Raw genomic sequence first — 19,970 nt, forward strand, 5'->3', positions numbered from 1 at the left:
CGCGCGTCACGGGGGGCTGCGATGCGTCAACGGGCACTGCTCATCGGCTGCCGCACCGGAGTGCTCCGCGGCGTGGACGCCGATGTCGCGCTGATGGCGGACACCCTCACGCCCCTCGGCTTCGAGGTGACCCGGGCCACCGGGCGGGGCGCGACCCGGCGCGGCCTCATCGAGGCCTACCGCGCGCTCGTCGACGCCACCGAGGCCGGGGACGCCGCCGTCGTCTACTACTCGGGCCACGGCGGCCAGGCGCGCGCCCCCCGCTCCGCGCCCGCCGCCCCCGGGCGCCCCGACCGCCTGCGGTACCTGTGCCCCACCGACATCGACGAGCCCGGCCCGCCCGGCCCGTTCCGGGGCCTGTTCGCCGACGAGCTGAGCCTGCTCCAGGACGAGTTGAGCGCCCGCACCGCGAACGTCACGACCATCATCGACAGCTGCCACTCCGCCCGCATGGCCCGCACCGCCCGCCAGATCCCCAAGGCCCGTACGGACGGCCGCGACTGGGCGACGGTGTACCGGGCCTGGCGGACGGCCGTGCGGGCCGCCCCGCCCCGCACGGGCCGCCCCGCCGCCGAGTCGAACCCGTCCGTCGTGCGCCTCGTGGCCTGCGAACCCGACGCCAGCGCCTACGAAGTCGAGCTGCCCGGCTTCGACGGCCCGCGCGGCCTGCTCACCGCGAGCCTCGCCCGGCTCCTGCGCGCCCCCGGCGCCGACCGGCTGACCTGGCGCACGCTGCTGGGCCTGCTGCGGCCCGCCGTCCTCGACGTCGTCCCCTTCCAGCGGCCGGAGGTCGAAGGGCCCGCGGACCGGCTCCTGTTCGACACCACCGAGCAGCGGGCCACCGGCGTGCTCCCGGTGGGCTTCGACCGGGACGGGGCGTATCTGACCGGCGCGGAGCTGTTCGGCATCGCCGTGGGCGACCGGTACGCACTGGTGCCCCCGGGCGGCGACCCGCAACGGCCGCTCACCACCGCCGTGGTGGACCGCGCGGAGGCCGGGACGGCACGGCTGCGCCTCCAGGTCGCAGGGGCGGCCGACCAGGCACCGGGCGGCGAGACCCGCCCCCCACCGGGCACCGAGGCACACCCGCTGCACGTCTCCTTGGGCCGCCGCCCCGTCCTCCTGACGCCCGCGGACCACCCCGACCACGCCCGTGTGGCCGCGCGGCTCAACGCCTGCGCCCACCTGCGGACCGCCCGGAGCGACGAGCCCGCCCTGGCCGTCCTCACCCTCACCGCCGACGGGCTGCGCCTGGCCGACGCCGAGGGCGAGCCGCTGCGCTCCGCCGCCACCCCCACCACCGACACCGCCCTCGACTCCCTCACCCTGGACCTCCAGCAGCTCGCCCGGGCCGCCCACGTCCGCGCCCTGGCCTCCGGCACGGGCCCGGCCGCGCTGCCCGACGACGTCACCTTCCACTACGCGCTGCTGTGCGCCGACGGCACCCAACAGGCCCTGGACCGCGACGGCGCCGACGCCTTCCACGGCTTCCAGGCCTTCCATGCCTTCCATGGAGACGAGATCGTCGTCCGCCTCCACAACCGGGCCGCCGAACGCCGCTACGTCTCCGTGTTCGACATCGGTCTGCGCGGGGCCGTCACCCAGCTCACCACCACCGAGCCCGCGGGCGTCGGCCTCGGCCCCGGCGACCACTACGAGCTGTTCCGGCTCCCCGGCAGCCACCGCCTCGCGGGCATCGAGCTGTACTGGCCCGACGGCCTGCCCCGCGGCGCGCCACGCCCCGAGACCCTCGTCGCCGTCGTCACCGACCGCCCGCAGGACCTGACGCGGCTCGCCCAGCGGGGCATCGCCCGGCGCGGGCCCGGCGGTTCGGCCCTCCAGCGGCTGGTCGACGACGTCCTCACCGGCGTCCGCGACGCCCGGACGCCCGGGACCGCGGAGCCCCGGGTGCGCTACCGCGTCACGCGCTGCGACGTCCTCCTGCACCACGGGCGCCGCCCCGCCCACGACCCGGACGCCGGGAGGTGACCGTGCCCTACCAACAGCGCATCGACCGGCGGCGGCCCGGCTGTTTCCTCTTCCTCGTCGACCAGTCCGGCACCATGCAGCAGGCCATCGGCGGCAGCGCGCAGGTGCGCAAGGGCCAGGCCCTGAGCGACACCGTCAACGACGTGCTGTACGCCGTGCTCATCGAGTGCACCAAGGACGTGCGCGAGGAGGAGCCCCGGCACTACTTCGACGTCGGCGTCATCGGCTACGGCGGACCCGGCACGGTCGTCCCCGTCGTCGGCGGCGACGGCCGCGACCCGCTCGTGCCGAGCGCCCATCTGCCGCGCTACGCGCGCGTGGAGACCCGCGAGAAGCTCCTCCCGGACGGCGAGGGCCGCTACCGCCCGGTCAGCCGCCGCAGCATGGTGTGGCTCGACCCGGTCTGGCACGGCTCGACACCGATGTGCGCGGCGCTCCAGTACGCGCACAAGGTGCTCAAGCGCTGGGCGGCCCGGCACCGGGACTCCTTCCCGCCCATCGTGCTGCACGTGACCGACGGCATGGCCACCGACGGCGACCCGCGCCGGGCCGCGGCCCGGCTGCGCAGGCTGCGCACCGCCGACGGACGCCTGCTCCTGTTCAACCTCCATCTGTCGGCGCGCGGCGAGCAGGCCGTGTACTTCCCGTCCGCGCCCGTCGGCGGCGCGGACCCGGCGACCGCGCTGCTGTACGAGATGTCCAGCGAACTGCCCGCGGGCCTCGTGGAGGAGGCGGGCTACGCCGACCGCATCGCCCCCGGAGCCCGCGGGTTCGTGTACAACGCGGACGTGCCCGAGCTGGTCGACTTCATGCGGATCGGCACCGCCACCACGGGCCGGGTGCGGGCCGGGTGACCGGATCCGGGCCACGGCTCGCGCTCGTCGGCGCCGAGGTGCTCGCCGTGCCCAAGTCGGCCACGGAACCCAGCGAGGACGCCGCCGCCCTCGACCCGGCGCGCGGACTGATCGCGGTCTCCGACGGCGCGACGCGCGCCCTCGCCTCAGGGCCTTGGGCACGCTGCCTCGTCAGCCGGTTCGTGGCGCGGCCGCCCGACGGCTTCGACGCCCCGGCGCTCAGCGGCTGGGTCCGCGCCGCCGCCGAGGAGTGGTCGCGGTGCGTACGCCTGCCGCCGCAGGCGCCCCCGTACCTCTGGGACGCCGTCGAACGCGGCAGCTACGCCACCCTCCTGGGGCTCGTGACGGAGCCCGCCCCGCCCGGCGCCGACACCCTCCGGTGGAAGGCCGTGGCCGTCGGCGACACCTGCCTGGTCACCCTGCGCGCCGACGCGCCGACCCTGTCGTTCCCCCTCCACCGCCCCGAGCAGTTCACGTCCGCCCCCGCCCTGCTCCCGACCTCGGCCACGGCACTGCCGGACGCGGTGACCGCCGCCCGCGTCACCACCGGAGCCGGAGCCGCGGGCGACGACCTCCTCGTCATGACGGACGCCCTGGCCCGCTGGGCCCTGACCGAGACCGCGCACGGCCCGCACGTGTGGCGCTTCCTGCGCCGGTGCGACGAGGCCGACCTCACGGCGAAGGTGCGGGCGCTGTGGCGACGAGGCGAACTGGAGGAGGACGACATCACGCTGGTGCGCTGCCGCGTCGCACAGGTGTGAGACGGGCTCCGGCTTCGGGGACCACCGGCACCGCGGTCGGCACGGAGGACGACCGAGCCGGAGTCGTGCGGCTCGGGTGTCAGCCCCGCAGGGTCGCGATGGCCTTCTCGATGCGCCGTTGGCGCGTGTCGGGCCTCTTCGCGCTCTCGACGGCACGCACGTGTTCGCGCTTGCGGCTGTGGGTGAGGTTGTCGTACGCGGCCCGGGCGGCGGGGTCGTCGTCCAGGGCCCGGGCGAAGTCCGGGGGCTCGACGACGACGCGCGGCCGGGTGTCGAGCTCGACGTCGACCTCGACCTCCTCGCCGATCGTGACGCCCGCGGCCTGCCGGTTGGCGTTGCTGAGGCCGAGCAGGTGGCGGCCGCGCAGGATGGCGACCCGGCTCTGCCAGGAGTGCCCGTTGACCGTGATCGTCACCGGTGGCCGGGCGCCTCCGCCGAGCGCTGCCACCACCTCGGGCGGCACTTCCAGGCCCCGCATGGGCTCGGGCGGCTCGACGTGGGTCCAAAACTTCATGATCTTCCTTCTGTGGTTCAGGACGGCGTGGGGGCGTGCGGCGCGGCAGCCTCCCAGGCGAACCCGTCCGGGTCGGTGAAGGCGCCGGCGGTGCCGCCGATGACGACGCGGTGCGAGCCGGTGCCGTCGACGGGCACGCCGAGGTCCTTGGCCAGGGCACGGCGCTTGTACAGCGCCAGCTTGACGGGACTGGACTGGCCGGGGGCGAACTCGACGTACTTGCCGCCGACGCTCTTGGCCACGGTCAGGCCCCGCTCGGCGTAGAACTGCTTGGTGGCCTTGACGGCCTCGACGCCGAGCAGGAGAACGACCTCGTCGATCCGGCGGGTGTCGGGGCCGGTGTCCTTCTTCGCCGAGGTCGCGATCTTCCAGATCGTCCCGTCCGGGGCCCGGACGACGCCGCTGTAGCCCCACAGCGACTTCGCGGCGGGCTTGAGGACCGTGGCCCCGGCGTCCACGCCGGCGCCGAAGAAGCCGTCGACGGTGGCGGGCCCGGACACCGTGAGCCCCAGGGTGAAGCCGCGGAATCCGGTGGAGTGCGCCGCGGACGCCCGCAGGCGTACGTACGCGTCCACGCCGAAGGCGCCGTAGAAGCGGTGAGCGGCATCGAGGTCGGCCACCTCAAGGGTGACGGACGCGAGGGACGTGGGGGCCGCGGTGGACGTGGTGGTTGCCATGACCCTCACGCTAGGGGCTGTGCGGCGGCCGGGGCTTCTCGAATCCTGACCGGTCTCGAGACCTGCTTCGCCACGCACGCGGGCATCCCCTCCACCTCGATCGCCGCCCCCGCGTCGCGGGTCGTCCCCGCGGCGTCGGCTGCCGCGTCCGCCGCCCGGCGCCGGAAGGCCCCGGGCGGCATGCCGACCAGCTCGGTGAAGCGGATGGTGAACGTGGCGAGGGACGCGCAGCCGACCGCGCGGCAGACCTCGGTGACGCTGAGGTCGCCCCGCCGCAGCAGCGCCGTCGCCCGCTCGATGCGACGCGTCATCAGATACGCGTACGGCGACTCGCCGTACGCGGCCCGGAACCGCCGGCTCAGCTGTCCGGCGGACATGTTCACGGCATGGGCGAGCGCCTCCACGTCCAGCGGCCGCGCGTACTCCCTGTCGATCCGGTCGCGGACGCGGCGCAGCCGCGCGAGATCGGCCAGGCGCTGGGCCTGGACGCGCGCACGCCGCCATTCGGGCCTACACATGGGAACCCCCCTTCATCGACACCCGCACGGCTCAGCGCAGCTCCTGGATCCGGATCAGATTGCCCGCGGGGTCGCGGAACGCGCAGTCGCGGACGCCGTACGGCTGCTCGGTCGGCTCCTGGACGACCTCGGTGTCACCGGCCTGCACCTTCTCGAACGTGCCGTCGAGGTCCGGGGTGGCCAGCAGGATCCAGCCGTAGGTGCCCTTGGCCATCATCTCGGTGATCGTGCGGCGCTCGTCCTCGGTGACGCCGGGGTCGGCAGCGGGCGGCGCCAGCAGGATCGACGTACCCGGCTGCCCGGCCGGGCCGACCGTGATCCAGCGCATCCTGCCCTGCCCCACATCGCTGCGGACCTCGAAGCCGAGGACGTCGCGGTAGAAGGCGAGCGACGCGTCCGGGTCGTCGTGCGGAAGAGAGACCGTGTGAATGGTGATGTCCATGACGAGCAGGCTAGACGCAGCTCCGTGGGCGCGCTTCTCGGTTCCTGATGGATCCATCCGGGCACCCCCCGTACGTTCACGGGTGCAGGGCGGACACCAGCTCCTCCGGAGTGCCCGCCTGGCCGGGGGCGCGCTCGCAGTCGGTGGCGAGGCGGGCGGCCAGGGCCGCCACGTGAGGGTCGGGGGAGCGGGCGAGGCGGTCCCACAGGGGAGTGCCGCGCGGGCGGGCGAAGTCGGCGGCCCGGAAGATCAGGTTCTCCTGGGTGTGCAGCTTCCACAGGCCCGGGTCCGCGGCCACGGCCAGCGTCGACAGGAAGATGACGGAGGCGGGGAAGGCGTCCAGGCGCACCCCGCGCAGCCCGCCCTCCTCCTTGGGGTGGCGGTAGTCGGGGTGACCGGCGTCGGCGCGCGGCCACTCCTGCCCGACCGGCACCCACACCCCGTCCAGGTCGACCAGCTGGAGCCGCAGCTCGTCGTCCACCAGGACGTTGCCGTGCTGGAGGTCGCCGTGACCGATGCCGGCGCGGTCCAACTGGCGCAGCGCCACCCGCCAGTTGGCGGCGAGGTGCCGCAGGGCCCGCGGCTCGCGCAGCCGCCGGGACAGCGCGATGTCGAGGGTGTCCCCGGGCACCCACGGCATCAGGACCACCGGCCACCAGACGCCGTCCACGCGGATGCCCCGCTCCAGCCACGTCGCCGGGGTCAGCGCGGGGCAGGCGCGGCCCTGGAGATAGCGGCTCAGCGCGTCGTAGCGCTGGGCGCCCGCGGCGGGCGGCCGCGTCATGCAGCGCACCGCGCAGGCGCCGCGCGGCCCGAGCAGCCGGAACACCACCGCGCTCCGCCCGGAGCTGGTGCGCGGCATGCCGAGCCGGTTGAGGTCGAGGACGCCCCCGGCCAGCTCCGGTTCCGCGAACGCCGCGGCCGGGTCCTGCACGGCCTCCGCGTACTCGGTCTTCGTCGGCCAGCGCGCGGGGCGGCCCGGCGCGGGGCTCATACCGCGCTCCCTGCGGGGCTGCCCTCTCCTGCGGGCCTGCCGTCTCCTGCGGGCCTGTCGTTTCCCGCGGGCCCGCCGTTCGTGCCGCGCGCCGCCTCGGGCCCACCGCGCCGCCGTCGCCTCATGCCCGGTACACCGCCCGGCCCGGCAGCTCGCGGCCGTCGACGTGTGCCCACAGCCGCAGCCCGGCGAGCACCTGGCCCTTGCGCCCGCCCGCGTCCAGGGGGATGTCGTTGCCCCCGGTGCGGCGGCGCGCCTCGCGATAGGTCGGGGCGAGCACCTGCACGGCGACGTCCGCGCCGCTGTCCCGCACCCGGCGCCGCAGTTCCAGCACGGCCCGCTGGGACGCCTCGGCGACCCGCGCCCACCAGCTGCCGGGGGCGGCGGGCGGCAGATGGAGGACCGAGCACAGCGCCTCGTCCACCGCGAGGGCGGCCCGCAGCTCCTCCGGGGAGCCCGGCGGCTGCCGGGCCAGGCGCCCGAGCCGCTGGGCGAGCTCCAGCCGGTAGGCCGCGCGGTGCTCGGCGTCGTACAGCGGCGCCACGCCCCGGCGCGTCACGCTCTCCAGGCAGTGGTGCAACTGGACGTCCAGGCAGGCCAGCTCGGTCACCCAGCCGGCAAGGACGACGCCGACGGCGAGCGGTGACCGCAGCTCACCGACGGCCCCGGGCGCGCCGTGCTCGCCGTCCGCGGCGGCCACCGCCCAGTGCGCCAGGGACCCCGTCGCGCCGAGACGCACGCCGGTGACCCCCGCCCGGGGCAGGGGCGGCAGCAGGACCTCGACGCCGTCGAGCGCCCGCCACTCGTCCCACCGCTCCTCGGTCGCGTCCCGCGCCGCCACCGCCAACTGGTCCGCCCGCGCGCGCCACCGCGTCGCGTACGCCCCCGGCAGGCGCAGCAGCGTCAGCTGGAACCACCGCCACAGCGCGGCCGTGTCGGCGTCCCCGGGCACGGCGAGCGGGCCGAGGAAGGCGGCGCTCTCCTGACTCCGTGCCAACTCCACCGCCAGGGCGGCCAGTTCGGGGTCGACGTCCGGAGCGCTCGGGGAGGGACGCACCACCGGCTCAGGAGGTACCGAGGCGACCGGCTCCCGCGCGACCGGCACGGACGTGCCCATCGGCGGGGTGCTCTCGTCGGACTCCGCGGCGTCGGCGGAACCGCCCGTGGCCTCGGTGGCCCGCGCGGCTTCGCCGGACGCGGGGGCCCGCCCCGGGGGCGAGCCGACCGCCCCCTCCGGTGCCAGCGCCGCCGCCACCTCCGCGAGCGCGGCCCGGCACTCCCGCGCGCCCGCGTCGTCGGGCAGCGCCTCCAAGGCCACGCCCAACGCGGCCCGCAGCCCCGCCAGATGGGCCCGCGCCAGCGCCGCCAGATGCGAATCGGGCAGTCGGCTGAGCCTGCGCAGCGCGTCCACGGCGGTCAGTGCCCGCCGTTGAACGGGTCGCGCTCGGCGATGTACGAGGCCTTCGTGTCGCTCATGTCCACCCGGAACACCGAACCCGGCGCGCCCCACATCCGGGCGAGCGAGTCGGCCCTCCAGTACGGCACCGGCGCCCGGTGCACCCGCAGCCGCCCCTGCTCGTCGAGCGTCGCCACGTACGGGACTCCTTCCTCGGCCTCCACCCCTTCCGTGCCGTACGCCCCCTCCGTGCCGCTCCGCTCGGGCACCGGCACGACGCCGAGCAGGTCCCACTTCCGGTCGGGCTCGCCGGGGTAGCGCAGGTAGAACGACCAGCCGTCGTACGGGGGCGGGCCGAGCGGGCCGCTCGTCATGCCCCGCGTCGCCCGCGCGCCCGGGCCCGCGCCCGGCACCCGGAACACCTGGTCGAAGCGCGGCGCCTCGGCCCCCGCCGCACCGGGACGGCGCGGGTCCCGCGGCAGGCTGAACACGACCACGCCCTTGTCAGGACGGTCCCCGGCCACGCGGTTGTCGGCGACGACCTCGACCGGCACCCACTCGCCTCCGGCGCCGCCGAGGTCGATCTGGACCGGGGCCGGTCCGTCCACCTCGTACTGCGGCGCGCCGCGCGCGAGGTGCACGGCCAGGTCGAGGTCGGCGTTCACCTCCACCTGGAACCTCGCCTCGCGGGTCCACTCCGCCATGTTCAGGCGGAAGCCGGGCTCCTCCAGGCGCACCCAGGCGTCCGGGTCGAAGGCGCCCCACTCCTTCCATCCGGTGCCGATGTTGCGGTGGATGCGCAGGCTCGCGGGCAGGCTCTGCCACTTGCTGCGCACGGCCCAGGTGCCGCCGGGGCCGATGGGGCTCAGCCGCGCGCCGACCTGGAGCAGGGCGTGCGTGGGGTCGTTGGCCGCCAGCTGGTACGTCGGCCCGAAGTCGCACGGCAGGTAGTAGCTGAGGTTGTCCACCTCGATGCGCAGCACATAGCGGCCGCGGCCGAGGACGCCCCGGGCGTTGCGCACGGTGTGGGCGAAGCGGCGCACGTGGTGGCCCCAGCAGGCCCCGATCGACGTCGCCTTCTTGCCGTACTCCTCCTCCACGGCGATGCCCGCCGGGTTCCAGCGGACCTCCCTCTCCTGCCGCAGCCGCCGCTCCAGGGCGTGGCGCACCAGCGGCATCCGGCTGCTCTTGCCGGTGAGGAAGATCCGGTCGAGCTCGGTGCCCGTCACGATGTTCTTCGTGAGGGCGACCACGAGATCCATGATCTCCTTGAGGTCCGGCGCGAGGAGCCCCGCGAACGTCGCGGCGTCGAGCACCGGCACCCACGCGCCGCCCGCCTCCCCGGGCGCGCCCGCCGCCCCGAGCCGCCCCAGGAGCACCTCCAGCGTCTCCGGCAGCGGCTGGTAAGCGGCCTCGCCCGCGCCGAGCCGGAACTTGGCGTCCTCCGCGAGCTCCCACAGCAGCCAGAACGTCTGCTCCGCGTCCTCCCGGGAGACCGTCACCACGGTCTCGGCGCTCCAGCGCGTCGGCACCACGCGGTCCACCAGGTCCGCCGGATAGCCCTCCATCTCGGGGTCGCGGTCGAGCAGGGTCCGCGGCACATAGCGGCCGTCCACGGCGTACGGGCCCTTGAGCGAGCCCACGACGTGCTCGAAGCGCTCCGGCTGGCTGGTGAGCAGATGGTCGGCGAAGGCCGCCTTGTACCAGCGGAAGAGGCGCAGCGTCATCAGGTCGCCGCCCAGCTGGAGGTGCCCGGTGGAGCCGAGCAGCGTGGGCGTGAGGACGTACAGGCGGCCGGTGAACCGGGGGTCCTGACCGGGCACCGGGTCGGGCGTCGCGTCCTTGAGCCGCAGATTGATCAGGGCGAGGTCCGTGGTGCCCCCGCCGATGTCGATGACGAGGACGTTCTGCTGCCAGGCCCGGTCCGTGCCCGGCAGCGGACGGCAGCGCGCCCGGAACGCCTCGACACCCGCCACGAAGTCGCCGCCGAAGTCCCGCATGATGAAGAACAGCGCGGCCGCCACCGCCTCGTCGAACTGGGTGTCCACCAGCGTGACGCCGAGCCCGTCGCCCGCGCCGCCCGCCCCCGCCCCGACCAGCTCCCGCAGCCTGCGGCGCACCGCGGGCGGCGCCACCGTCGGGTACGTCATGACGACGTGGTCGAGCCTGCCCTGGTGGAACTCCTTGGGGTTGGCGGCGAGGTACTCGTCGGCCTGGTCGAGCAGATAGCGCAGGCCCTCGCGGATCAGGTCGTCGGCCGTGAAGGGCTCAAGGCCCGGCATCACGTGATCGCGGCCCAGATACTGCTTGACGCCCCGGTGCGACTGGGCCCCGCCCATGGGCAGGCCCCCCACCGGGATCCGCTCCGGGCCCATGCGCACCCGCAGCTCCGGATCGGTGGCGACGACCTCGATACGGCTGGCCAGCTCCGTGGTGCCCGACTGGTCGAGGTCCACGGGGAACAGCCTGAGCACATCGAGCGGCAGCACGTCGAAGGCCCGGTGGTAGCACTGGTGCAGGAGCGGGGTCGCCGCCCGGCGCAGCCGCTCGTCCCGGGACGCGACCCGCAGTTCGAGCGCGGTGTACAGCGCGTGCACCCAGCCGTCGCCGCCGTGGCCGCTCTCCAGGGCGTCGGCGAGCGCCTGACCGCCGTCCGCCCCGGGGCGCGGAGCGTCGCCGTCCGTGAGGTACTGCCGGGCGACGTCGGTGAGCAGCTCGCGCCACTGCGCCCGCTCGCCGCCGCACGCGTCCGCATCGGCGAGGAGCTCCCTCAACTCCTCGCGCAGCCGCGCCTCCTGGTGCCGCGACATGGCGCGTACGTCGAGCTGGCGCATGTCGTGCACGGTGACCGTGGAGTTCGTGGTGCCGAAGTCCACCGCCGCGAAGCCGAAGTGCCGCACGGCGCCCTCCGGCACCCGGCGGGCACCGGGGCCGCCGGGCGCGGGCGCGGGGGCGGGCGGCGCGCTCTGGGAAGGTCCGGGCGCCGCGTGCGCGGGGCCGCGCCCGGGCGCGGCCCCGGCCGGGGTGCGTGACCACAGGGTGGCGTCGTACCACTGCCCGGAACCTGATTCCTGCGCCGGAGCGGCCTGGGAGACCGGCGGGGCCGACGGGACGGGCGGGGACACGGCCATGTCCAGCCGGAGCGTGGTGGCGAGCTCGGTGGTGGCGTGGATGGTGCCGACGGGACGCCCGGTGACCGGATTGATCTCGTGGTGCGTGAAGCGCACGACCAGCGGCAGCGCGGTCACGCCCGGCGGCCCGGCCAGTGCCACGGGGCCGTGTGCCCGTACGGTCGTCGGCGCCTGGACGACCTGGCCCTCCACGGAGCGGAACGCCCCGTCGAGCGCGGCGGCGTCCAGCGCCGGGAGACCGGGGTCCGTGCGCAGCACCTCGGCCTTGCTGACGACGACACCGCCGCCGGTCGGCCGCAGCTCCACATCGGGCAGCTGGACGGCCGACAGCGGGCCGAGCAGGGTGAATCCGCCGCCGTGGGCGTCCGCCACACACGACGGCCCCGAGGCTACGAAACGGGCGTGCAGTCCCATGGCGTCTCCGTGGATCAGGCCTCGCGCGGGGCGTCGGGCGGTGTGGCGGGGCTCTTGACGGTGGACACTCGCGCGCCCTGGGGCGCCCCGGAGTGCGGCGACGGCCGAGGCAGGGGCATCGCTTCCAGGCGCCCGGCCAGGTCGAGGGGCGTGGCGCCCCGGGCCGCGCCGTCGGCCCGCAGCCCGGACAGGAGCAGCTCGGGCGTGTCCGTGGCGTTCACGAACCGCTCGCCCTGCGCCAGGGCCTTGCCCGCCTGCCGCGCGAACTCCGCCTGGTGCGCCGCCAGATGTCCGTGCACCAGATCCACGAGCGCGGCCACCAGCTCACGCCGCATCCGGACGACGTGCGCGACGTGGCGCTCCAGCGGGTCGCGGTCCTCGGGCTGGTCCGGATGCCACGGGAAGCAGCGGTCGAGGCGCAGCGGGAAGCCCGCGTCGACATCCGCCGGATCAGGCTGCGGAGGCACCGTCTGCCGCAGCTCGGCGCGGTACCACTCCGGGTTGGTCGTCGCGATGAGCGCGCCGAGCCGGTCCCGGCGCGGCGGCGCCAGTCCCCCGCGCCGCTGCTCTTCGGCGGTGATCTCGATCCAGCCGCGGCGCAGGTCCTCCAGCACCCCGGCGTGCTCGTCGAGCCGCTCCTCGTACGCGGCCCGGATCCGGTCGTGGACGAGGGCCAGGAGCGCCTCGTGGGACCCCCGGAACGCCACCAGAAGCTCCTCGGGACCATCCGGAATGCCCGGCGCCGGATCGCTCTCCGCGGCGGGCTCCTGGGTGAAGAGCCCGAGGAGCGCCAGCTCGTCCTGGATGTGCTGGGCGAAGTCCGCGTCGCCCTCGGTGGCGTGCGGGACCACGACCAGGTGCCGCTCCCGGTCCACCGCGGCGAACAGCTCCTTCCACTGCGGCCACGCGGCGACCGCCATGGCGGCCTCGTCGACCAGGTACCGGCGCAGCGCGTCGTCCCCGCGCGCCCCGTCGGTGGCCCGCTCCAGGACCAGCACCTCGCGCAGCGCGGCCAGCGCCTGCCGGGTGGCGTGCAGGGTCCGCTGGATCTCCTGGTACGCGGGCGGGTACTCCACCTCCGGGTGCGCCGAGCGCTCCGCGGTGATCAGCGCGAGCCGGGCCCGGTCCACCGCTGTGGCCCGGCGGCGCACGGCGCCGGCCTTGAGGGTGCCGCCGTGCTCCCGGGCGTGCCCGGTGAGTTCACCGCGGAGCAGCCGCAGCCCGCCGTCGTGGGCGTACTCCCGCAACGCCCGGATCAGCCGGCTGCCCGGGGCATCGGCCTCGAGCCGGTCGGCGACGCGCGCCCACAGACCGGTCAGCGCCGGCTGCCCGGCGCCGCCGTCGGCCTCGCGCACGCGGGCGCGCGCCCCGCCCGCCCCCTCGCCGCCGAGGGCGCCGGAGGCGCGCAGCGCGGCGAGGCCCACCATGGGCGAGACCAGGATGAGCTGCTTGTGCTGCCCGGCGGGCAGCAGCGACTGCGCGGCCTCGACGATGGTGTCGAGCATCGCGGTGTCCGGCTGGCCGCGCAGCCGTCGCTCCGTCAGCCGCTCGGGCGAGTCCAGGAGCGCGGCCCGCAGCCCGGCCGGGTCGTCGACGGGCAGCTGGTCGAAGCGCCCGCCCGCGACCAGGATGCTCTCGCGCAGCTCCTCGTCCGACCTGCGCTCGCGCCCGTCCGCCGTGGGCTCGCGCAGCATGTCGAAGAAGTCCTGCTCACTGCCCACGGGTCCGCGCTGGGCGTTCATCAGGACCAGCACGGTGTGGATGTCCCGCAGCTCGCGGCGGCTCAGGAACCGGTCCCGCTCACCCGACATCTGGCTGTTCAGACCGGGGAAGTCGAGGAGCGTGAGGGCGCCCACGTCCGCCAGGTCCCACACGGCCCGCGGCACCCGCACCCGCAGCTCGATCTTCCTGATCAGCGGCACGCACGCGGCGAGCACGTCGTCCGGGATCCGGCCGCCCGGCGCCACCGCGTCGCGCCGGTCCCAGCCGCCGCCCGGGTCCGCCGGCGCGTCGGGAAGGGACATGGCCCGCTTGGCCTGCGCGTCGGTGAGGTCGTAGCGTCGCCCGAGCAGCGGCGCGCCCTCTTCGTACGCGTCGTGCAGGCGCAGGGTCTCCGCGGCCACCGCGGCCATCTTGGAGCCTTGCGCGAAACGGCCGTGGCGATGGCACCAGTCGACCAGCGGCTGCCACCCCTCGGATCCCGGGCGCGCCGCGCGTAGCGCGTCGAGCTCCCGCTCACCAAGCCCTTCCAGGCCTGCCAACTCCCCGATCCTGCGGTGCAGATGCGCCATCAGCTCGGCCGTCTCGGGCGCCGTGCAGTAGACGACCGAGCGTTCCTGGAGGGTCGGCCCCGGCTCGTCGTCGCCGGACTGGTCGATGCGGATGGCCGTCACGTTGCCCGTGGTCGGCACGTGGCTCACCGACAGGAGGCCCGGCATCCCGAGCAGCGCCTCGATCAGCAGCGACTTGCCCGCGCTGAACTCGCCGACGATCCCGATCGACAGCGGATCGCGCGCCTCGCCCAGCAGATGGGCGACGCCCGAGCGGAACTCCGCCCGCCGGGAGGCCAGGGCGCCCTCGTCCCTCTCGTGCGCCGGAGCGCGCTCCAGGGCCTCGAGCATGCCGACCGCCCACTGGGCGTACATGTCCGTGCTGGCGCCCATGACAGCGGACCTCCCCCCTGCGCCGCCCCGCGCGTGGTGCCGCAGGCCCCCGGGAACCGTGACCAACCCGCCGCGGTCGGCGCTCAGGGCAATGTCCCGCGAAACGCCCCCGTTGGGCAACAGGATGTGTCAATTTCCCTGAATTCGCACGGAGTTGTACTCAGCGGGACATCCACCTGGCACCCTCGGGCTATGGCCACGCCGCGCCAGGGACATCAGGGGGACCCCTACGCGCGGGACCCGGGCGAGTTCCAGATCCCGTACTCCTGGGTCCCCGAGCCGGACGCGCCCACCGGACGACATGCGGACGGACCGGGCCGCGCCCGCTCCGCCACCCCGCGCCGCCGTCGCGTGCGGCGTGGCGCCCTCGTGCTGGTGGCGGTGCTCGCTCTGGGCACGTCGGCGGCCGCCGCACTCAGCCGCGAGGCCCTGCCGAACGACTGGCTGCCCGCATGGGGCGTGGGCCCGTTCCCCGACCGCACCCATGGGCCGCACACCCCCACCGACACGGACACGACCACAGCGGCGGCAGGGGGAGGAGACACCTCGTCGGACACCGACACACCTGCGGACACCGACACCCCCTCCGACACCGACACCACGCCCGGCACGGAGACGGACCCGGGCACGGAAACGGATCCCGGCACAGGGACAGGCACCGCCACCGACAGCCCCTGGCCCTTCGTCACCCCCTCCGGTACGCCGGTCAGCTGGGCCGATCTCGAAGTGGGTGACTGCGTGGCCGGACGCGAGGCCCGCTCCACCGCGCTGCGCGTCGACTGCGACGAAGCCCACCACTTCGAGCTCTTCGCCACCGCCCCGCGCTACCGAGCCGACACCTACCCCGGGGACGCCCTCGCCCAGGCCCAGGCGCGACAGTGGTGCGCACGGCGCTTCACGGCCTTCACCGCCGCCTACCTCGGCACGGACGAGCTGAGCTGGACCACCGGCACCGTCAGCCGCACGTCTTGGAGCCTGGGCCGCCCCGTCGTCTGCTACCTCATGGAACGCTCGAAGCTAGCCCTGCACGGCTCAGCCACGACGGACGCACCCGGCTTCTACACCTCCGACTGACCTGCCCGCCAGGGGCCGACCCGTCGAAGCTGAGGGTCCGTCAAGCCCGCAGATGGCGGATCACCGCGAGCACCCGACGGTTGTGGTCGTGTGACGGGGGCAGCCCCAGCTTGTCGAAGACCGACGCCACATGCTTCTCCACCGTGCCCGCCGACACCACGAGGGCCTGCGCGATCGCCGCGTTCGAACGGCCCTCCGCCATCAGCTTCAGGACCTCCCGCTCCCGCTCGGTCAACGACGCCAGCTCCGCCGCCCGGTGGCTCGCCCCGGCGAGCTGGGTGACGACCTCCGGGTCCAGGGCGGTGCCGCCCGCCGCCACGCGCTCCAGGGCGTCGGTGAACTCCGCGACGTTGGCCACCCGGTCCTTGAGCAGATAGCCCACACCCGCCGAGCCGTCCGCGAGCAGCCGTGTGGCGTACTTCGTCTCCACGTACTGGGAGAAGAGCAGCACCCCGGTGCCCGGGTGGGTGCGGCGGATGTCGATGGCGGCCCGCAGGCCCTCGTCGGTGTGCGACGGCGGCATCCGGATGTCGACGACGGTGACGTCCGGTTGGTGCTCGGCCACCGCCCCGCGCAGCGCGTCCGCGTCACCGACGGTGGCACACACCTCATGGCCCCGCTCCATGAGCATCTGGGCCAGCAATTCCCGCAGCACAGCGGCGTCCTCGGCGATCACTACACGCATGGCGGCATGCTCTCACGCGTGCATCGGCAGCTCGACGACGGCTGTCGTCGGTCCGCCCTCGGGGCTGTGGACCAGCAGTCGGCCGTCGACGGGCCGTACCCGCTGGACGAGTCCGGTGAGCCCGCTGCCCGCGCCGATCGTCGCACCGCCCCGGCCGTCGTCGACGACTTGGAGCCGCAACATCCCGTCGTGGCACTCGTCCACCGTGAGGATCGCCTGTGTGGCGCCGCTGTGCTTGATCACATTGGTGAGCAGCTCGGCCGCGCAGAAGTACGCGATGGTCTCGATGGCGGGGGTGGGACGCCGGGGCACATCGGTGGTCAGCTCGACGGGGATGCTGCTGCGGGCGGCGAGCGTGGCGAGCGCGTCCGGCAGGCCGTCGTCGAGCGCAGGCGGGTGCAGCCCCCGGGCGAGGTCGCGCAGCTCGGTGAGCGCCTCCGTGGCGTTGCGATGGGCCCCGTCCACGAGTTGCCGTACGCGGACCAGGTCGATGGAGTCGCCGTCGCCGGTGAGAGCGGTTCTGTGCTCCGTGCCCGGTGGGCCGAGCCGCTCCTTGATCATGTCGAGGCTCATGGCCACCGCGACGAGCCGGACCTGTGCCCCATCGTGCAGGTCGCGCTCCACGCGGCGCAGCAGCGCCACCGAGTCGTCGACCGCGAGGGCACGGGTTTCCTCCAGGTCACGTACCCGGTCGGCGAGTTGACTGGTGCCCAGCAGGGCGTGCAGCAGCCAGCGGTCCGCCCCCACCACCAGACGTGTCGGCCAGGGCGCGAGCAACAGCAGCACCACGCCGAGCGCGAGGGCCCCGAACGTCCCGGCGAAGGTGTCCACCGCGAGCCCACCGGCCGGAACGGGCGTGAGGACGGGCATGCCGTCGTCACCGGGGCCCGGCTGCTGTCCGAGGACCGCCCACCGCAGCGGAGCCGTGACATTGACCAGACCGGTCAGCCACCACAGCACCGCGTACATCCCGAGCGCGCTCACCGGCAGTTTCACCAGGACGTAGGACACGGCCCGCCAGCCCGCGCCGTCCCGCAGCCCCGCGTCGAGCCGTCCGAAGAGCCCCGTGCCCGCATGCGGCGGCTCCAGTGCCGGCAGTCGCTCGCCGAGGAACGCGGAGGCCATGCGTCGGTGCACGCCGCCGAAGGCCCGTGCCAGCCGCACCCCCGTGACGAGGATCAGGACGCCGACGACCGCGCCCAGCAGTGACACCGTCAGGCCCGCGCCCAGGGCGAGCAGCACCGTCAGGACCACACCGCCCACCAGACCCAGCGGAAAGGCGAGCAGGCAGTACGCCACTTCTCTCCCGGCGCGCCGGGTCAGCGGTGCCCGCAGCACCATGAGGAGGAAGGACCGTGCCGGGGCGGTGGGGGAGGGTGAGCGCGAAGGGGTCTTGCAGGAGTCGTGCATAGTGATCATTTTCCCTGTCAGGCGTCGCGTCGGGCCAGCAGCCGCGCACCCACACCGAGGACGACGGCCGTGTACAGACACAGAACGGTGAACCCGGTCCACGGCGCGAGCATGTCGGAGACGGGCTTGGCGACCGCGAGGGAGTTACCGGCGATCATGGTCGGAAAGTACTTGGCGACGGTGGGGCCCGATATGCCGCCGATGAGCGCGGGCAGGACGAACGTGACGCCGACGAGCGAGGCGATGGCGCTCGCGGTGTGTCGGGTGATCGCGCCGATTCCCACGCCCATCAGGCCGATCATCGCCAGATAGGCGCCGGACATCAGCACGGCCCGCAGCACGCCGGAGTCTCCGATGCCCGGCCTCGGCACCCCCTGGGCGAGCGCGGCACGTCCCGCGAAGAACGTCAGGAACGCGACGGCCTCGCCCACCAGGAGCACCATTCCGCCGAACACGGACGCCTTGGCGGTCAGCAGCAGCCGACGGTCCGGGATCGCGGCGAGCGTGGAGCGTATGGACCCGGAGGAGTACTCGCCGGTGATGATGAGGACGCCGAGGATGCCGATGAGCAACTGGCCCAGGGCGACACCCGCGAGGACATTGTTCGTCGGGTCGAACGCGGCTGCCTTGTCCGGCGACGGCGCCTTGGTGTTGGCCATGGTGACCACGCCGATCGCGACCATGCCGACCACGGTGAGCAGCAGCGCGTAGAACGTCGAGCGGAGGGTCCGCAGCTTGACCCACTCCATGCGGGCGGCCTGCCGGAAGCCGTACCCGGGGGAGGCGTGCGCGGTGGTGATGAGGGTGGTCATCGCGGGTTCCTCTCGGTGTCGCTGGGCTTGGTGACACCGCGGCACCGCTGGGTGGTGCTGGGGAGCGGTGGGGTGGTGACACCGCGGTACTCGGCGGAGCCGCTGGTCAACGCGAAGAACGCCTCTTCGAGGGAGCGGCCGTGCGCGGTGAGCTCCCGCACCGAGGTGTCGGCGAGGAGCCGCCCCTGCCCGATCACCACCAGGTGGTCGGCGGTGAGTGCCATCTCGCTGATGAGGTGGCTCGACAACAGGACGGTGCGGCCATCGGCGGCCAGGGAGCGCATCAACTCCCGGATCCAGCGCACACCTTCCGGATCGAGGCCGTTCACCGGCTCGTCGAAGAGGAGCACCTGGGGATCGCCGAGCAACGCGGCCGCGACCCCCAGCCGCTGGGCCATGCCCAGCGAGAACGTCCCCGCACGCCGCCCGGCGACGTCGCTCAGGCCGACGACGCCCAGCACTTCGTCCACCCGCGCCCGCGCGATGCCACCACCCGCGGCGAGCGCCGCCACATGCGCCCGCGCGCTGCGGCCCGGGTGGAACGTGCGGGCTTCGAGAAGCGCCCCTACTTCGCGCAGGGGCCAGCTCAGCTCGCCGTACGGACGTCCGGCGATCCGGGCCCACCCCGTGTCGGGTTTGTCCAGGCCCATGATCATGCGCATCGTGGTCGACTTGCCCGAGCCGTTCGGCCCGAGGAAGCCCGTCACGGCTCCGGGGCGCACCTCGAAGCTCAAGGCGTCCACGGCGGTGGTGGGCCCGTACCGTTTGGTGAGTCCTTGGACCTCGATCATCACAACTCCTGCGGCAAGCCCGGCCTGCGCCCGGCGTGGTCAACACCCCTCACGCTAGGCCGCCCACCAACACCGCAGGAACGGTGATTTCCTCCGACTGACCTGGGGGTTTTCCCCCAGAGACCGGCCACGGCGGCGCCGACCACGGTGGCGCCGAAGCGGTCGCCGGTCCCGGCGGCGCTGACCACAGCGTCGGCAGCCACGGCCACCACCACGACGACCGCACCCCCCGGCCCCGCCGCCACACCCGCACGATCCGGCCAACGAGCCCCCTGTGCGCCGCTCCCGCTCGTGTGGGTGATGGACGGGCGTACGGCGTGGACCGCACGATCCGGAGGTGTCCGGACGAGTACCGGCGAGCACCTGAGCGTGCTCGGGACACCGTGCTCGCGACACGAGGAGCCGAACCATGACGTACCCCAAGACCACCCTGCGCATCGCCCTGACCTGCGTCCTCGCGCTGGGTCTCACCGGCATCGCGCAGACGGGCGGCGCGGCCGGGTCGAAAGCGGCGGCCGAGGCCCGAGAACCCGCCTGCCCGCCGCCCGGCGGCGGAAGCTGCTACTTCGAGTACTACGACAGCAACGGCCTGCGCACCATCGAGTTCGACCCGGAGGTCGGCCGCTGCTACAACACGTCCTCGGCCGGAGCCGTCCGCGGGACCAACAAGACCAACCGCAGGGTCCACCTGTGGCCCACCAGCAACTGCTCGGGCAGCGCGACCGCACTGGTCGACCCGGGCTTCTCCTGGAACGACCCGTCCCACCACTACTACTCGTTCCGGCCGATCCGCTGACGCCGGGGCCGGGCGGACGCGGGGCCCCGGCGTCAGCCGCGGACCCGCG

The 19,970-nt window shown here is 74.6% G+C and carries 16 protein-coding genes and 1 pseudogene; 5 read left to right on the forward strand and 12 right to left on the reverse strand.

Annotation, left to right across the window (positions count from 1 at the left end; all coding sequences use genetic code 11):
• Positions 1-21 precede the first annotated feature (21 nt).
• The 3 genes from C9F11_RS49765 to C9F11_RS47800 are packed head-to-tail and all read left to right on the forward strand — an operon-like array spanning position 22 to position 3,604.
• Positions 22-1,989, forward strand: coding sequence for a caspase family protein (locus C9F11_RS49765; protein ID WP_138965136.1), 1,968 nt, complete (start codon positions 22-24; stop codon positions 1,987-1,989).
• Positions 1,990-1,991: 2 nt separating this feature from the next.
• Positions 1,992-2,843 carry a vWA domain-containing protein gene (locus C9F11_RS47795; protein WP_171076006.1) on the forward strand — a complete coding sequence of 284 codons (852 nt, stop codon included), beginning with the start codon at positions 1,992-1,994 and terminating at the stop codon, positions 2,841-2,843.
• The gene (locus tag C9F11_RS47800; RefSeq protein WP_171076007.1) at positions 2,840-3,604 is read left to right on the forward strand and encodes a protein phosphatase 2C domain-containing protein; all 765 of its coding nucleotides are present in this window, start codon (positions 2,840-2,842) and stop codon (positions 3,602-3,604) included. Before C9F11_RS47795 ends, C9F11_RS47800 begins: the two co-directional genes overlap by 4 nt.
• Positions 3,605-3,683: 79 nt before the next feature.
• On the opposite strand, the gene C9F11_RS40200 is transcribed toward C9F11_RS47800, so the two are convergent.
• From C9F11_RS40200 to C9F11_RS40230, 8 genes are all read right to left on the reverse strand, one after another.
• Complete coding sequence (locus tag C9F11_RS40200) at positions 3,684-4,118, reverse strand: YdeI/OmpD-associated family protein (RefSeq protein WP_138965140.1); 435 nt, start codon at positions 4,116-4,118, stop codon at positions 3,684-3,686.
• A gap of 17 nt (positions 4,119-4,135) precedes the next feature.
• Positions 4,136-4,795 (reverse strand): glyoxalase, encoded by a 660-nt coding sequence (locus C9F11_RS40205; RefSeq protein ID WP_171076008.1) that lies wholly within the window; start codon positions 4,793-4,795, stop codon positions 4,136-4,138.
• A gap of 5 nt (positions 4,796-4,800) precedes the next feature.
• Positions 4,801-5,313 carry a helix-turn-helix transcriptional regulator gene (locus C9F11_RS40210; protein ID WP_138965145.1) on the reverse strand — a complete coding sequence of 171 codons (513 nt, stop codon included), beginning with the start codon at positions 5,311-5,313 and terminating at the stop codon, positions 4,801-4,803.
• 31 nt (positions 5,314-5,344) lie between these two features.
• A complete protein-coding gene (locus tag C9F11_RS40215) occupies positions 5,345-5,755 on the reverse strand; it encodes a VOC family protein (RefSeq protein WP_138965147.1) in 411 nt (136 codons plus the stop codon).
• Positions 5,756-5,831: 76 nt separating this feature from the next.
• Complete coding sequence (locus C9F11_RS40220) at positions 5,832-6,749, reverse strand: hypothetical protein (protein WP_138965149.1); 918 nt, start codon at positions 6,747-6,749, stop codon at positions 5,832-5,834.
• Between the two features lie 121 nt (positions 6,750-6,870).
• Positions 6,871-8,160, reverse strand: coding sequence for a hypothetical protein (locus C9F11_RS49770; RefSeq protein ID WP_138965151.1), 1,290 nt, complete (start codon positions 8,158-8,160; stop codon positions 6,871-6,873).
• Between the two features lie 5 nt (positions 8,161-8,165).
• Positions 8,166-11,648 (reverse strand): hypothetical protein, encoded by a 3,483-nt coding sequence (locus C9F11_RS47805; RefSeq protein ID WP_171076009.1) that lies wholly within the window; start codon positions 11,646-11,648, stop codon positions 8,166-8,168.
• 56 nt (positions 11,649-11,704) lie between these two features.
• Positions 11,705-14,353, reverse strand: a complete 2,649-nt coding sequence (locus tag C9F11_RS40230) for a dynamin family protein (protein ID WP_138965153.1) — start codon at positions 14,351-14,353, stop codon at positions 11,705-11,707.
• A gap of 192 nt (positions 14,354-14,545) precedes the next feature.
• Here C9F11_RS40230 and C9F11_RS40235 point away from each other — a divergent pair, with 192 nt between their 5' ends.
• A complete protein-coding gene (locus tag C9F11_RS40235) occupies positions 14,546-15,427 on the forward strand; it encodes a septum formation family protein (RefSeq protein ID WP_138965155.1) in 882 nt (293 codons plus the stop codon).
• A gap of 40 nt (positions 15,428-15,467) precedes the next feature.
• Here the strand turns inward: C9F11_RS40235 and C9F11_RS40240 are convergent, their stop codons facing one another.
• From C9F11_RS40240 to C9F11_RS40255, 4 genes and pseudogenes are all read right to left on the reverse strand, one after another.
• Positions 15,468-16,112: a response regulator transcription factor gene (locus tag C9F11_RS40240; protein ID WP_138965157.1), complete on the reverse strand. Its 645-nt coding sequence runs from the start codon at positions 16,110-16,112 to the stop codon at positions 15,468-15,470.
• A gap of 12 nt (positions 16,113-16,124) precedes the next feature.
• Positions 16,125-17,522: a sensor histidine kinase gene (locus tag C9F11_RS40245; RefSeq protein WP_138965159.1), complete on the reverse strand. Its 1,398-nt coding sequence runs from the start codon at positions 17,520-17,522 to the stop codon at positions 16,125-16,127.
• 17 nt (positions 17,523-17,539) lie between these two features.
• Positions 17,540-18,334, reverse strand: a complete 795-nt coding sequence (locus tag C9F11_RS40250; RefSeq protein WP_138965161.1) for an ABC transporter permease — start codon at positions 18,332-18,334, stop codon at positions 17,540-17,542.
• Between the two features lie 158 nt (positions 18,335-18,492).
• Positions 18,493-19,125, reverse strand: a pseudogene (locus tag C9F11_RS40255) (ATP-binding cassette domain-containing protein); the annotation flags it as partial.
• A 409-nt stretch (positions 19,126-19,534) separates the two neighbouring features.
• On the opposite strand from C9F11_RS40255, the gene C9F11_RS40260 reads away from it, so the two are divergent.
• Entirely contained in the window at positions 19,535-19,921 is a 387-nt protein-coding gene (locus tag C9F11_RS40260; protein ID WP_138965163.1) for a hypothetical protein, read from the forward strand.
• Positions 19,922-19,970 lie beyond the last annotated feature (49 nt).

The sequence above is a fragment of the Streptomyces sp. YIM 121038 genome (assembly GCF_006088715.1).
Lineage (GTDB): Bacteria > Actinomycetota > Actinomycetes > Streptomycetales > Streptomycetaceae > Streptomyces.